The 15093-nt window shown below is 36.5% G+C and carries 12 protein-coding genes; 10 read left to right on the top strand and 2 right to left on the bottom strand.

Annotation, left to right across the window (positions count from 1 at the left end; genetic code table 11):
• Window positions 1–334: 334 nt before the first annotated feature.
• Entirely contained in the window at window positions 335–1237 is a 903-nt protein-coding gene (locus ACHRV3_RS12155; RefSeq protein ID WP_047776528.1) for a DUF6268 family outer membrane beta-barrel protein, read from the bottom strand.
• 144 nt (window positions 1238–1381) lie between these two features.
• Between ACHRV3_RS12155 and ACHRV3_RS12150 the strand changes: the two genes are divergently transcribed.
• The 4 genes from ACHRV3_RS12150 (at window position 1382) to ACHRV3_RS12135 (ending at window position 4567) form a co-directional block, all read left to right on the top strand.
• The gene (locus ACHRV3_RS12150) at window positions 1382–2410 is read left to right on the top strand and encodes a sensor histidine kinase (protein ID WP_395434861.1); all 1029 of its coding nucleotides are present in this window, start codon (window positions 1382–1384) and stop codon (window positions 2408–2410) included.
• Window positions 2407–3096: a LytR/AlgR family response regulator transcription factor gene (locus ACHRV3_RS12145; protein ID WP_395434860.1), complete on the top strand. Its 690-nt coding sequence runs from the start codon at window positions 2407–2409 to the stop codon at window positions 3094–3096. The genes ACHRV3_RS12150 and ACHRV3_RS12145 overlap by 4 nt, the downstream gene beginning before the upstream one ends.
• Window positions 3097–3327: 231 nt before the next feature.
• Window positions 3328–4155, top strand: a complete 828-nt coding sequence (locus tag ACHRV3_RS12140; RefSeq protein ID WP_395434859.1) for a polysaccharide deacetylase family protein — start codon at window positions 3328–3330, stop codon at window positions 4153–4155.
• Window positions 4156–4243: 88 nt separating this feature from the next.
• Window positions 4244–4567, top strand: a complete 324-nt coding sequence (locus ACHRV3_RS12135) for a hypothetical protein (protein ID WP_395426199.1) — start codon at window positions 4244–4246, stop codon at window positions 4565–4567.
• A 377-nt stretch (window positions 4568–4944) separates the two neighbouring features.
• Here the strand turns inward: ACHRV3_RS12135 and ACHRV3_RS12130 are convergent, their stop codons facing one another.
• Window positions 4945–5790 (bottom strand): AraC family transcriptional regulator, encoded by an 846-nt coding sequence (locus tag ACHRV3_RS12130; protein ID WP_047776535.1) that lies wholly within the window; start codon window positions 5788–5790, stop codon window positions 4945–4947.
• Window positions 5791–5970: 180 nt separating this feature from the next.
• Between ACHRV3_RS12130 and ACHRV3_RS12125 the strand changes: the two genes are divergently transcribed.
• The 6 genes from ACHRV3_RS12125 to ACHRV3_RS12100 all read left to right on the top strand — a co-directional run bounded on the left by ACHRV3_RS12125 (window position 5971) and on the right by ACHRV3_RS12100 (window position 14710).
• Entirely contained in the window at window positions 5971–6885 is a 915-nt protein-coding gene (locus tag ACHRV3_RS12125; RefSeq protein WP_047776536.1) for a dihydrodipicolinate synthase family protein, read from the top strand.
• Between the two features lie 268 nt (window positions 6886–7153).
• Window positions 7154–8740, top strand: a complete 1587-nt coding sequence (locus ACHRV3_RS12120) for an aldehyde dehydrogenase (NADP(+)) (RefSeq protein ID WP_395434858.1) — start codon at window positions 7154–7156, stop codon at window positions 8738–8740.
• A 184-nt stretch (window positions 8741–8924) separates the two neighbouring features.
• Window positions 8925–9935: a 4-hydroxyproline epimerase gene (locus tag ACHRV3_RS12115; protein ID WP_395434857.1), complete on the top strand. Its 1011-nt coding sequence runs from the start codon at window positions 8925–8927 to the stop codon at window positions 9933–9935.
• A 73-nt stretch (window positions 9936–10008) separates the two neighbouring features.
• Window positions 10009–11244, top strand: a complete 1236-nt coding sequence (locus tag ACHRV3_RS12110; protein WP_395434855.1) for an NAD(P)/FAD-dependent oxidoreductase — start codon at window positions 10009–10011, stop codon at window positions 11242–11244.
• A gap of 3 nt (window positions 11245–11247) precedes the next feature.
• Window positions 11248–12546, top strand: a complete 1299-nt coding sequence (locus ACHRV3_RS12105) for an aminopeptidase P N-terminal domain-containing protein (protein ID WP_395434854.1) — start codon at window positions 11248–11250, stop codon at window positions 12544–12546.
• A gap of 4 nt (window positions 12547–12550) precedes the next feature.
• Window positions 12551–14710 carry a DPP IV N-terminal domain-containing protein gene (locus ACHRV3_RS12100; protein ID WP_395434853.1) on the top strand — a complete coding sequence of 720 codons (2160 nt, stop codon included), beginning with the start codon at window positions 12551–12553 and terminating at the stop codon, window positions 14708–14710.
• Window positions 14711–15093 lie beyond the last annotated feature (383 nt).

The following is a 15093-nucleotide window of genomic DNA, read 5'->3' as shown; positions in this document are numbered from 1 at the left end:
AAATCATAATACTACTGATAATTTAAGGTGATGGGCAGTAAGACTATACTGCCCTTATTTTTTTTAAGTTTAAAACAGTTGCGGAATAATTTTTAGAAATTCTCTTTTGTTAGAAGTCGCAGATCTTATACTTTTCATCAGAGCTTTTTGAGTTCCTGTTTTCCGACTTCTCACTTTGATGATTTCGCCAAGCCGCCAAGCCGCTAAGTTTTTTCTACTTATTTTTAAGCTTTACCCTTTCTCATTAAAACTTTGCGATTCTGCGACTCTGCGAAATTTTTACTCCCTACAACTTTTGAATTTGATCTATAGATTTGAACGCTTTATAAAGCCATTAAAAATTATAATTGACTTGTACAGCAGCATAGGGAGCAGACTTAAACTGAAACTTATCTTTAGTACTAAACATACTTTTTAAAGATTTCTCTGCATAATAGGCAGGACGTGCACCACTAATTCCCACTGTAATAGGGATCGTAATGTGTTTGTTAATCTTAAACTCCGGTCTTAATCCTCCGACCATATATTGATGGGTAAAGATGACCTCTTTTCCTGCTCTTTGAGTAAGTGCCATTTGCCCATTCATCAATCCAACAATACTTAGTGTAAAGTAGTCTGTCAGTTGATATCCTGCTGACGCTCGTACACCATCTAAAAGTGAAACGTTAAAGACGTATCTCCCGGGAGAATTATAGCTAAGATATAAAGCCGGGAATACCATAGGGAATCCAAATGAGTTGTTGAAAGCAAGTCCACCACCCAGATCTAATTTAGAATTGATTTTTTTGATAAAAATGACACCCGCGTTTCCAAGAATATTTCTGGCGCCCATTTTAGAGATTTGAGTTTGATCTGTAAATACGCCCGCTCCAACTGCTGTCAGAAGGCTCCATTTTTTGCTAATCGGACGCATATTATACAACGAAAAGGATGCATTCACAATATCAGATACAACAAGTTCTTCGGTGAAATTTTTATTGTCCAAAGAAGCGTAAGCACCCGCTAGGGATACGCCCCAAACAACAGGAAGATTGTCTTTGTTCGTTTTCATTGAAATCGGAATATTGGCAGTGGCCTGATAAACGATTGCGGATCCTTTACCGTTTCCAATATTGTTATTCTCTTCATCGCCGTAGCGTGATTCCCCAATATATTCGGTTTGAATAGATATTTGTGCTTTAGCCTGCGTGATTCCCATTAGTAAAACTAACAAAGTAAGTAAGGAAGATGTTCTCATGATTTAATTTTTTTATTTGACAGGGCAAAACTATTCCAAGAGTTAAAAGTTTTTTTTTGGTTTTGACCAATGGCTAGCATTTGTTGACCAGTGGTTCTTGATATGATAGAAAATGCATTAAATTTACAATCAAACTTTATCAGTATGTTTACAATCAAAAGAATCAGCCTTCTTTTTTGGATCTTTTTATTCCTTGTTATTTTTTTGCAGTTAATGCTTTCCGGTATTCCAAAATTTAGTTTTCCGTGTGCTTTTTTAACGGCAGGTTTTAATGTGCTGACCCTGCGTTTGCATGTATGTTTTCTGAATGTATTTATAAGAAAATATATGGAAACACATGATACGGGAAAATTCGTGTTTTCGGTACTTTTTATTAGTTCCATCACGGCCTTTTTTATTACAATAGAATGTTATTTAATAATTCGCTTTATGATGCCTGAAGCTGTTTATACGAAAAACGATATGATCTCTATGTTTTGCGGAACGTTTATGGCCAGTATCTTAGTTTCGGGTATGTGTTATTCTATCGAAATGTTTCGAAAGAATGTCGTCGCAGAGAAAAGACATCAGGAACTAAGAAATAGTGTGCTGGAAATGGAGATCGATCATTTAAGAACCCAACTTAGCCCGCATTTTACCTTTAACATACTCAATAACCTTCAGTTTTTGATTCGTAAGGACCAAGATGAAGCCTTAGAATTGTTGTCGGCCTACAGTAAAATATTACGCTATTACGTCTATGAATCTCAAAATAAATGGATCAGATTAGACAGCGAGATTACTTTTCTAAAACATTATTTTGAGTTAGAAAAAGGCCGTTCAGGAGAAGATCTTGAGATTTCCTGTCAATGGGACATACCCGAAAATACACTTTTGGTAATTCCTTTTCTCTTATCGACATTTGTAGAAAATGCGTTCAAACACGTTTCTTCTTTCAGCGAAAAAAAGAACTACATAGAACTGCATGTTTTTCTAAAAGAGGAAAATCAATTGTTTTTGAAGATAAAAAATTCATTCGATTCAGAAGTGTTAAATCGCAAGAAGGCGGGAGTAGGGTTGACTTATGCTAAGAAAAGATTAGAACTTTCCTATAAAGATAATTATGATTTAGAGTTTGTTTCTGAAGCAGACTCTTATAGTGTAAGCCTTAAATTAAACTTGACCAACGCATGAAATGTATCGTAATTGACGACGAAAGAATTGCCAGAGAAGGTCTGGATTCTTTTATAAAAGAGATTGATTTTCTAAGTAATGAAGGGGTATTTTCTAATGCGCATCTGGCTCTCGAAAAACTAAAAACAGATACCATTGACCTGATCTTTCTGGATATAGAAATGCCATTGCTTAATGGACTGGAATTTGCAAAACGAATTGCAGACAAACCTTCGATGATTGTTTTCACAACGGCCTATTCGGAGTATGCCCTCAAAGGCTATAAGGTAAATGCTGTAGACTATTTGTTAAAGCCGATCTTTTTTGAAGACTTTAAAGCCGCGGTTTTTAAAGCCAAAAAACTGTACGATTTAATGTATCAGCAGGAGTTGATTTCGAAACCTTTGTTTTTTAAAGAAAACGGGACGACTGTAAAAGTGCATCCAAGGCAAATAATGTATATCAAAAGTATGCAGAATTATATTGAAATATATACAGAGAACAGTAAAAAAATCATCATTCATCAAACCTTAAAAGGCATTATGGATGAGCTTTCCAATGCTGACTTTTTACAGATTCATCGCTGTTATATTGTGAATGCAAAATACATAACACATATTGATGGTTTCAAACTCTCCGTAAAGGACACTATTTTGCCGATTGCAAGAAACCGGAAAATTAGTGTTATGGAGCGATTCAAAAATTAGAGAGGCTTGGTAGTGGCTTTAATTAATTTTAGCAAGTGATTATATTGCTTCCCATACAGCCTTCTGATGTTGGCACAGTTTCGATTTCACAGAAAAAAATGATTCCTATAAGAATGCTATAATACAAAATGTCCATGAGTTTAATACAACACTGATTTTGGAATGATGTATTTATCATTTGGCGACAAGATTTTCATACAAATGGATTAACAAGGTTATTCTTTTAAATTAATGAGTATATTTGAGAGTATAACTGTAGCCAAAATGAAACGATCCCAACTAGTAGTACTGTTGTTATTTATCGCTCTTGTAGTAATCCTCTTTGTGGATTTTGATGTCAAAGGTGACATTCCCGCTGCACCAAAAAAGAAACTGCCTAACCAACCCGGGATTGTATTAACTTTTGATGACGATTATGTAGATACCTGGTACAATGCCGAAAAAGAACTGCGTCCCTACAATTGGAAAGCTACTTTTTTTATCTGTAAGTACAGTGCCTTTACACCGGAACAAAAAGAAAAGCTGCATTATCTTCAGAATATGGGACATGATATAGCCGGACATGGTTACAATCATGAGAATGCCGTTAAATATGCCGCTCAATACGGACTCGACGCTTATATAAAAAACGAAATCCTTCCGCTAAAAGAAATCATGCGCAAAGATGGATTTGATATAAAGTCCTTTGCCTATCCCGACGGAGCCAGAAACGGTCAGCTGGATAAAAGGCTACTCAAATATTTTGATTTTATAAGAGGTACAACTTACGGCGAACTTAGACCGGAAGCTCAGTACTGTTATTATGAAAACAAACGTGTGATCTACGGTTTAGGAATAGACGAAGACTACGAACAGTTTAATCTGGAATATTACAAGAGTCTTTTACTTTACGCAAAAAAGCACAATAAGATTGTCATTTTCTACGGACATAAAACAGTAGACAAAGTAAACGACAGGTTAGAAACTCCGATCGGATTACTGAAACAGCTTTGTGCGTTTGCCATAGAAAATAACCTTAAGTTTTATTCGGTTGATGATTTAAAGAACTTAGAAAAGTGATTGATTTCATAGGCCTGCAAGGAACTTTGCTTTTAAGTTTAAAAACCTAATTCAGATCTATAAGTAGTATAACATAAAACCCACCATTATGAAATCAGATTTTTACACCAAGTTTATTTTGACCGTTATCGCAATTTGTCTAAGCATTCTTACGCTTAAAAGTATTGACTTTATTCCAAAAGCTTATGGAGGAAGTTTAAAATCTGAAGATAAGAAACCGTTTTTAAATACGAATTACGCTTTAGTGCCTGTAAATTCTAATGGCACCATAGATGTCAACATAAAAAGTAGTTCAATGCTTGATGTCAATGTTAGTAAGGTCACTACATCAGATGAATTAGAAGTTAATATTACTGAAGTAGCAGGTTCTTCTCTACTATATGGAGCAGTGCCGGTAAAAATAAAACAATAGCGTTTGAGCCAATGGCAAGTAATACCATATCGTACTAAAATAATTAAAGAAAATCTAATTAATTCTAGTTGTTATTTAATAATTAGTTGATCCTATTTGACGAAAACAAAAAAGATTGATTTGTCTCCTGCTTCAGCTCAATGTCATTCAGTTAAGGATTGCTTAAAAAAAAGTCTCACGCAGATTTTAGCAGAATCAAATAAAAAAAATCCGCAAAATCTGCAAAATCTGCGTAAAAAAACTCTTAACTTAATGACATTGTACTTCAGCTGGAGGTTATTTATACTTTGGCGAGGTATAGATTTTATACTAAAGTCTCTCAGTTTCATTTGAAGTGAAACGGAGAAACTATTATAGAAAGCGTAAAATTTATCCTTTTACAAATTAAGTTTTCGGTATTGCAAGGGCGAAAGTTGCTTTAATTCTTTGAATTTTCGGTTAAAATTAGAGATGTTATTAAACCCGCATAACTCTGCAATTTCTAATACAGAGAGCTCTCCGCTGCTCGATAATAGTTTTGCCGCCCGCTCAATCCGGACTTCTATGAGAAACTGAAAAAAAGATTTGTTGGTCCGGACTTTAAAATACCGGCAAAACGCATTTTTAGTCATACTCGCTATCGAGGCAATTTCGTCAAGAGTAATGTTTTTTTGAAAATTGGTCATTACATATTCAAAAACGGTTTGCATTCTCTTGCCTTCATTATCCGTTATTTTTTTATGATACAAGTAATTAGAGAGCGAGTTGTTCTCTGAGACCGAAAGCCATTTTACAATATCCAGAAACAGTATAAAACGAGAATAGCTGTCCGCTTTTTTGAGCTTCTTAAAATATTTAGTGACTTTTTTGGGAGCATTGTGAATGATGAATCCATTTTTGCTGCTTTCTAAGATCGGATGAATGTTTTTGAAGGTAGGCAATTCAAAAAAATCCTTTCCAAAAGAATTAAAAGTAAAAAATAAGGTTCGCATAATAGAAGTTTCGTTTTCCTGAACGTCGCTTCTAAAAACGTGGGGTAAATTACTGCCAATCACTAATACATCGCCTTCGCGATATTGTGAAATGGTGTCTCCGGCAAAAATGGCTCCTTCTCCTTTTTCGATAAAGCTGATCTGAATTTCTTCGTGTTGGTGTAATTTGTCGTAAAAAGAGATTTCTATATCTTCTTGATAGATAAGGGGTTCTTCTCCAGATTTGGGGATCTTAAATGGAAAAACTTTCATGGTTTGGTTGGTTAGTTATAATCAAATATATTGCATTTTAACAAAAAAATGATGATATAGTGATCAGTTTTTTATGTTTATTGACTATACAGGGTAATATAGTATTGTTTTGAGGTAATTATTTGCCTGAATGCTCTGTTGTTTCTAGATAATTTTGGTCTATAATAAAAAATCAATAGTATGAGTATTCAATGGAACGGCGTTATGCCGGCAGTAACTACAAAATTTACTGCAGATGATAAGTTAGACTTCAATATGTTTGAAGTTAATATGAAGGCACAATTAGAGGCCGGTGTATCAGGAATTATTTTAGGTGGAACATTGGGGGAAGCCAGTACACTTTTGGAAGACGAGAAAAGAGAGTTGGTCAAACATACTGTTGCACTTACTAATGGTAAAGTACCTGTGATTATGAATATTGCAGAACAAACTACAAGAGGAGCAATTTTGGCCGCCAATAAAGCGGAGCAAGATGGAGCAAAAGGTTTGATGATGTTGCCTCCAATGCGCTACAAAGCTTCTGATCACGAAACGGTAGTTTACTTTTCTGAAGTAGCCAAAAATACTTCCCTTCCGATTATGGTCTATAACAATCCTGTCGATTATAAAATCGAAGTGACCTTAGACATGTTTGAAGAATTATTAAAATACGATAACATTCAGGCCGTAAAAGAATCTACAAGAGATATCTCAAATGTGACGCGACTGATTAATCGTTTTGGAGATCGTTTAAAAATCTTATCAGGTGTAGATACATTGGCATTAGAAAGTATATTGATGGGGTCTGACGGATGGGTATCAGGTTTGGTTTGTGCCTTTCCGGCAGAAACTGTCGCGATTTTTAACTTGGCAAAAGCAGGAAGAATTGATGAAGCTTTAAAAATTTACAGATGGTTTTTGCCTTTATTAGAGTTGGACATTAATTCTTTTTTAGTACAAAACATCAAACTGGCAGAAGTGGCTACAGGAATAGGCAGCGAGCACGTTCGCGCCCCAAGATTGCCGCTTCAGGGTTCAGAAAGAGAAAAAGTTTTAGGTATTATAGCCGAGGGATTGCGTACCAGACCAACATTACCGGATTATAAAAACTTATAGGAATGTTGCTCAATGAGTAATTATTTTTAACACATAGGAACATAGAAAAAAAGCAGGAAGAAGTATATGGCAAATCATAATTTGACGCGTAGCTTATGTGATTTTAAACAAAGTGAAACGCCTTTTCAGAGAAATGAAACTATGTCTCTATGTGTTAAAAAAAAAGATTTTCAGGAATATAGCCTAACAACAATACAATCATTAGAATCGATTTTATAGGTTATATTCTTTTAAGTAGGCATAATATTTATTTATAATACCAACAAACATGATTACAGGAAAAAATTATATAGGAAGTCAACTCAAAGCTGGGGGAACAAAAACCGTAAAAACGTTTAATCCGCAATTAAATATCGAAAATCCTTGGGTTTTTACAGAAGCAACTCCTGATGAAATTGAAGAGACGGTTGCTTTAGCCAATCAGGCATTTACCAGTTATAAAAAATGTTCCGGTTTAGAAAAAGCGCAGTTTTTAAATGCTATAGCAGATGAAATTTTAGAATTAGGGGACGAATTGTTGGTTCAATATTGTAGCGAATCCGGTTTTCCAAGGGGAAGAGCAGAAGGAGAACGAGGCAGGATGATCGGACAATTGCGTTCGTTTGCTGTTATGCTTACCGAGGGAAGCTGGGTTCAGGCTACAATAGACACTGCAATACCGGACCGACAACCGGCTCCAAAAGAAGATTTACGCAAGATGTTGGTACCATTAGGACCAATTGTTGTTTTTGGATCGAGTAACTTTCCTTTTGCATTTTCAACCGCAGGAGGAGATACAGCTTCGGCTTTAGCTTCGGGTTGTCCGGTGATTGTAAAAAGCCATTCCATGCATATTGGAACCGGAGAAATGGTTGCTTCGGCCATTATTAAAGCAGCACAAAAAACAAATATGCCCGAAGGTGTTTTTTCAAATCTGGTAGGAGGTGGAAGAACTTTAGGTACCAGTTTGGTAAAACATCCACTAGTAAAAGGAGTTGGGTTTACAGGCAGTATTAGCGGAGGTCGTGCTTTGTGCGATTTGGCAGCGCAACGTCCCGAACCAATTCCGGTTTTTGCCGAAATGGGAAGTGTTAATCCTGTTGTATTGTTGCCTGAAGCTTTGAAAGCAAACAGTCAGAAATGGGCAGCTGCTTATGCGGGTTCGATTACTTTAGGAGCTGGTCAGTTTTGTACCAATCCCGGTTTGTTACTGGCTGTTAAAGGGGCTGAATTAAATGATTTTGAGACCGAATTAACAACAGCCATCGAAAAAATAGAGCCTTTATGCATGTTACACTCCTCAATGCAGGCTGATTTTGAAAAAGGAATTGCAGAAAAGGAAAGCCAAAAAGGAGTTTCTAAAGTTGCTCAGTTTAAAGGAGAAGTATTACCCAATTACGGTCGTCAGACTATTTTGAAAGTAAGCGGAGAAGAGTTCTTAAAAAACGAATCATTAAGTCATGAGGTTTTTGGACCTTTTTCGATTCTAGTGGAATGTGAGGATGAGGTACAGTTGATCCAAATAATTAATAAATTAGATGGACAGTTAACCGGAACAATTATCAGTGAGGAGAAGGAATTGCAAAAACACCAAGCCGTAATTTTTGCCTTGCAAAATCGGGTTGGACGTTTGATTTTTAACGGAGTTCCAACAGGAGTTGAAGTATGCGCGTCTATGTTACACGGAGGACCGTATCCAGCCTCTTCAGATTCGAGGTTTACGGCAGTAGGAACACATGCTGTTTACAGATGGGTGCGTCCTTTGAGTTATCAGAACTGGCCGGATCATTTGTTGCCAGCCGAGCTACAAAACGATAACCCGCTGCAAATTGCACGAACAGTAAATAATAAACTAACACTAGCCAGTTACGAGTAGTTTTTTAACATATAGAGACATAGTTTTAAAAGCTTAAAAAGAGACGTTTCACTTATTCATAGATCATATAGAAATCTATGTGAAGGATATGTGTTTCTTTTTTGTATTCTTCATTAATGTTAAAGAAAATCTATGTCTCTATGTGTTAAATAAAAACTAACCGGTTACTATTACCTTATAACTAATGTTAAAGAAAACTTTTTTTTGTGTAGATGCACATACCTGCGGGAATCCCGTGAGAGTGGTTGCCGGTGGAGGACCAAATTTAGTGGGACAATCCATGAGCGAAAAACGCCAACATTTCTTAAAAGAATTTGACTGGATTCGCAAAGGACTTATGTTTGAACCCCGTGGTCATGACATGATGAGCGGTAGTATTTTATACCCGCCAAGTGATCCCGCCAATGATTTCGGAATCTTATTTATAGAAACATCAGGTTGTTTGCCAATGTGTGGACACGGAACTATCGGAACCATCACCATTGCTATCGAAGAAGGTTTGGTGATCCCAAAAGTTCCAGGTAAGATCAGAATGGAAGCACCGGCCGGTTTAGTGCAAATCGAATACCAGCAAACAGGAGCTAAAGTAGACTGGGTACGCCTAACCAACGTCAAATCATATCTTGCTGCTGAGGGATTAACCATTAATTGTCCCGAACTGGGGGAGCTTGTTTTTGATGTGGCTTATGGTGGAAATTATTATGCAATTGTAGACCCACAGGAGAATTTTTCGGGTGTTCAGGATTTCACCGCCAGTAAAATTATTCAGTACAGTCAGGAATTGCGCAATAGGATAAACGAAGAATACCCGCATTATTTTATTCATCCCGAAAACAATACCATTAGAGACGTAACCCATATGTTGTGGACGGGACAGCCAATTGATTCCGGTTCATCAGGAAGGAATGCCGTTTTTTATGGAGACAAAGCCATAGATCGCTCTCCTTGTGGCACCGGAACTTCGGCAAGAATGGCGCAATTGCATGCAAAAGGAAAACTGAAAGTAGGCGAAGAGTTCATTCACGAAAGTTATATCGGAAGCAAATTTATTGGAAAAGTAGTTGAAGAAACAGCTATTGGAGACATTCCTGCGATTGTTCCAAGTATTCAGGGCTGGGCAAAAGTATACGGTTATAACAATATCATTATTGATGAAAGCGACGATCCTTACGCATTCGGATTTCAAGTGATTTAAGAATAAGATAAAATTAAGTGGCATTGCTAAAAGAATGAATTTGGTCAATGCACTTTTAATTAATATAAAATGTATGAAAAAAGTAGGTATTGTTGGTGGTGGAATTATCGGTCTGTGTTCCGCTTATTATCTTGCTAAAGAAGGTTACGAAGTAGCTGTTTTTGATGAATCAGCGATGGAAGACGGTTGCTCGTACGGAAACGCGGGAATGATTGTGCCTTCTCATATTATCCCTCTGGCGCAACCCGGTATGATCGCACAAGGTATGAAATGGATGTTTGACAGTCAGAGTCCATTTTATGTAAAACCACGTTTAAATACCGATTTATTGAAATGGGGTTTGCAGTTTTATAAACACGCGAATAAAAGTCATGTAGAAAAAGCCATGCCGGCTTTACGAGACCTGTCTCTGTTAAGTAAAGAGTTGTATCAGGATTTCGCAAAAGAAAACAATTCTTTTTTTTACGAAGAAAAAGGACTTTTGATGCTTTATAGAACTGATAAAGTAGAAGAAGAAATGTACCACGAAGGCAAAGAAGCCGAGCGTTTAGGGCTGGAAGTGAATTATCTTTCGAGAAGAGAGGTAGAAGCTTTAGAAACCGGAACAAAAACAGATGTAATTGGTGGCGTTCATTACAAAAGTGATGCACATTTGTATCCACAGAAATTCATGAAGTTTATTAAAGAGGAATTAGTTCGTTTAAAAGTAGAAGTACACCAGCATACGACCGTCAAAGATTTTGTTTTTGAAGGAAATAAAATTGCCAAAATAGGAACAAGTAAAGGTACTTTCGCAGTAGATGAAGTGGTATTGGCGGCAGGATCGTGGAGTCCTTTGTTGGCTAAAAAGTTAAATATTGGGATCTCAATTTTACCCGGAAAAGGATATAGTTTTACATTGAAAGACAGAAGTCAAAAACCAAGTATTCCGTCGATTTTATGTGAAGGAAAAGTGGCTGTAACTCCTATGAATAATGATATTCGTTTTGGTGGAACTATGGAAATTACACATACGGGAGATACTAAAATAAATGAAAACCGATTACGTGGAATTGTAACTAGTATCAACGATTTTTATCCCGAGATGGAGATCGAAATGCCAAAAGCAGAAGAGACCTGGTTTGGATTCCGTCCTTGCACACCATCCGGAATGCCGATCATTACAAAAGATAAAAAAATTGTAAATTTGACACTAGCTACCGGACATGCCATGATGGGATTAAGTCTGGCACCGGCAACCGGAAAAATTGTAACCGAAATTATAGCCGGCAAAACGACTTCGGTAGATACTAAGATGTTTCAAATTTAATATATGAGATACGACTCAATTCCAGTTTCCTTATTCGAAAAGAATCGAAAAAGGTTTACTGATAAAATGCAAAAGAATAGTTTGGCTATTCTGACTTCAAATGACGTGATGCCCAACAATGCAGACGATGTAATGGGTTTTGCACAAAACAACGATTTGTTTTATTTGTGCGGAATAGAACAGGATGAAACAATATTGGTTCTTTTTCCCGATGCTTTTAAAGAAGAGAATCGGGCTATTTTGTTTGTAAAAGAAAGCAACGAAAACACCGTGCTTTGGGATGGTAATTTTTTAACAAAAGCAGAGGCCACCACTATTTCAGGCATCAAAAATGTAAAATGGATTGCAGAATTTGAAAAGACCTTACAGCTTTTTGCTTTTGAAGCTGATACCTTTTATTTAGGGCACAACGAGCATATCAAAAGAATTACTGCCGGGATGCAAACCAGACAAGATCGAATGATTCAATGGTGCAAAGAAAAATATCCATTGCATCATTACGAACGTGCTGCAAAAATTACCCGTGATTTGCGACCAATAAAATCCGATGAAGAAATTGATTTGATTAAAAAAGCAATTGCCATAAGTGTCAAAGGATTTCATGGAATTTTAAATGCCATTCAACCTAATATAAAAGAATACGAATTAGAAGCTGAATTGGCCTATGCCTCTGTAAAAAACGGAGGAACACGACCGGCATTTAAACCTATTGTTGCTTCCGGTAAAAATGCCTGTTCGCTTCATTACAATACAAACGATCAGGTTTGTGGTGAAGGTGAAATGGTTTTGGTTGATTTTGGAGTTTGTTATGCCAATTACAATTCAGATACCACGCGCTGTGTTCCTGTAAATGGCGTTTTTAGTCCAAGGCAAAAAGCAGTTTATGAAGCTGTCTTGCATTGTTTGAAAGAAGGATCGAAACTTTTGAAACCCGGAATATTGTCTAAGGATTATGAGCTCGAAATGGCAAAATTGATCGAGGCAGAATTGCTTAAACTGGGTTTGATAACACAGGATGAAATTGCAAATCAGAATCCCGACAACCCCGCTTATAAAAAATATTTCATGCACGGTACTGCACACCACCTTGGTTTAGATGTGCATGATGTAGGCTTGTACTCGAGACCTTTTGAAAAAGGAATGGTACTGACTTGTGAGCCCGGAATTTACATACCGGAAGAAGGAATTGGCTGTCGTTTAGAAAATGACTATCTGTTAACTGAAAACGGAAATATTAATTTGAGCGAAGCATTACCAATTGAAATCGCAGACATCGAAGGTTTAATAAAAAATAATAAATAGTAATATGAAAAAGTACTTGATTCTTGTATTCTTTATCTGCACATCTGCTTTTGCTCAGAGCGATATTGATATAAATGATCTGAATTGGTTGCCCGATTCCCATTCGTTTTGGGTAAACGAAAACAATAATCTGAAAATTTATGATGTTGATCAATTAGACAAACACACTACTATCTTAACTCAGAAACAGTTGTCTGAATCGGGTTTTAGCGGAGAAATTGAAGGTATAGTGTGGAATGCTGCAAAAACGAAAGTATTGCTGTATACCAATTCAAAAAAGGTATGGAGAGCCAATACAAGAGGTGATTATTGGTTTTTTGATCTGGCCACAGGAAAAGGAAGAAAGCTAGGTAAAAATCTGGAGGAGTCGTCTTTGATGTTTGCTAAATTTTCACCTGATAATGAAAATGTAGCCTATGTTTCAAAACACAATATTTATCTTGAAAATCTACAAACTGAAAAAGTAACAGCATTGACAACCGACGGAACAGATAAAATTATCAACGGAACATTTGATTGGGTATATGAAGAAGAATTATCGGCAAGAGACGGTTTCAGATGGAGTCCTGATGGTAAAAGTATTGCTTTTTGGCGCGTGGATGCATCGGCGACCAAATTTCATTTGATGATTAATAATACCGATTCGTTGTATCCGGTGGTAGTTCCTGTAGAATATCCAAAAGCAGGAGAGCGACCTTCTTCTGTTAAAATCGGAACTATTGATATTACCTCATTACAAACCAATTGGTTAAATATTCCCGGTGAACCGGATAACAATTATTTAGCTCGCATGCAATGGCTTACCAACCAATCGGTAATGGTAGTGCAGTTAAACCGCAATCAAAATCAGGCCACTATTTACAACTGTGATATAAAATCAGGTACAGCAAAAGTGGTTTACCAAGAAGCAGCAGCAGGATGGATTGATGTTTTTGATGTTTCTTCGGGTGTATACGATGGTTTTCCTTGTCATTTTGTTGATAATGGGAAAGCCTTTTTATGGAGTTCTGACGCAGACGGCTGGATGCATATCTATAAAATTAGTATGGATGGCAAGAAAAAAGAGCTTATCACAACGGCTAATTTTGATGCCTATTTTATGGCTTATAATGATAAAACAAAAACGATCTATTATGAGTCAAGCCCGACAGATGCCACACAGCGTTATTTGTATGAAACGAATCTAAATTCAAAAATGACAAAAAGAGTTACTCCGGATGCATTTGACGGAACAAATAAGTACCGTTTCTCTACAGATGCGATGTATGCAAGACATCTCAATTCAAGCATAAACCGAGACTATAATATACGATTAGTAGCCTTGTCGGGACATAAAAAAATACTGCCAAAAGAAGCCGACACTTTTCAAGCTCCAAGAAGGAACTATTCGTTAGAAAAATTCAAAGTAACCACCGTTGATGGAATAGAAATGGATGGTATAATGGCAAAACCACTGGATTTTGACCCTTCAAAAAAATACCCTGTGTTTTTCTATGTGTATGGAGAGCCAATGGGAGCGGTTGCCAACGATACACCGTATTTTTATTCGCTTATAGCGCCATTAATTCCAAAAGGATATATCGGTATAGCAATGGACAATAGAGGAACACCTGTCATGAAAGGGACGCAATGGAGAAAGTCTATTTATAAAAACATCGGAATCATCAATACCCACGATCAGGCAATGGCTGCAAAAGAAGTCATAAAGTGGAATTTTATTGATGCCGACAGAGTAGCGATTCACGGTTGGAGTGGTGGCGGGGCTGTAACCTTAAATCTGATGTTTCAATATCCGGAAATTTACAAAACAGGTATTGCAATTTCGGCAGTTGTAGATCAGCGCTTTTATGATAATATTTATACAGAGCGCTACATGGGACTTCCTGAGGGTAATGAAGCAACCTATAAAAAAGCATCTCCTGTAACGTACGCTAAGAACCTAAAAGGAAATTTATTGTACATTCACGGAACAGGTGATGACAATGTGCATTACAAAAATGCTGAGGTTTTAATAAACGAATTGATCAAATACGATAAAATGTTTGATTTAATGATTTACCCGAACCGCTCTCATGACATCGATGAAGGTGAAGGAACTACTAAACACTTAATGGATACTTTTGTGAGGTATATAGAAAAAAACTGCCCTCCCGGAGCAAAGTAAGCTCAGATAGAAAAAAAGACTCTCTTATAATTGGTAAGAGGGTCTTTTTTTTTGCTTGAACGTATTAAGGTTTCAAGTTTCAAGTTTCAGGTTTCTGACCTAGATGTGAAGGGGTAATGAGTTGGATTAAGTCCAGAAGTTATGTAGCGGTAAATTTTGCCACGAATTGCACTAATTTCCACTAATTGTTTTTTTGCCACTGATTAAAAAGATTTGCACAGATTATCTAATTATTTTAATTCTACCTAACTCTTTTTTTTACCAATTGCCGCGAATTAATTTGTGATAATTTGTGTAATTCGTGTTTGTTTTTTTTGCCTGAACGTATTAAATGTTTCAAGTTACAGGTTTCAGGTTTTCTTTGGAGGTAATTACGAGAAGTG

The organism is Flavobacterium sp. FlaQc-49 (assembly GCF_044005985.1).
Taxonomy (GTDB): Bacteria; Bacteroidota; Bacteroidia; order Flavobacteriales; family Flavobacteriaceae; genus Flavobacterium; species Flavobacterium cupriresistens.
The sequence above is the reverse complement of the archived record's forward strand: the minus strand, read 5'-3'. Positions and strand labels throughout refer to the sequence as shown.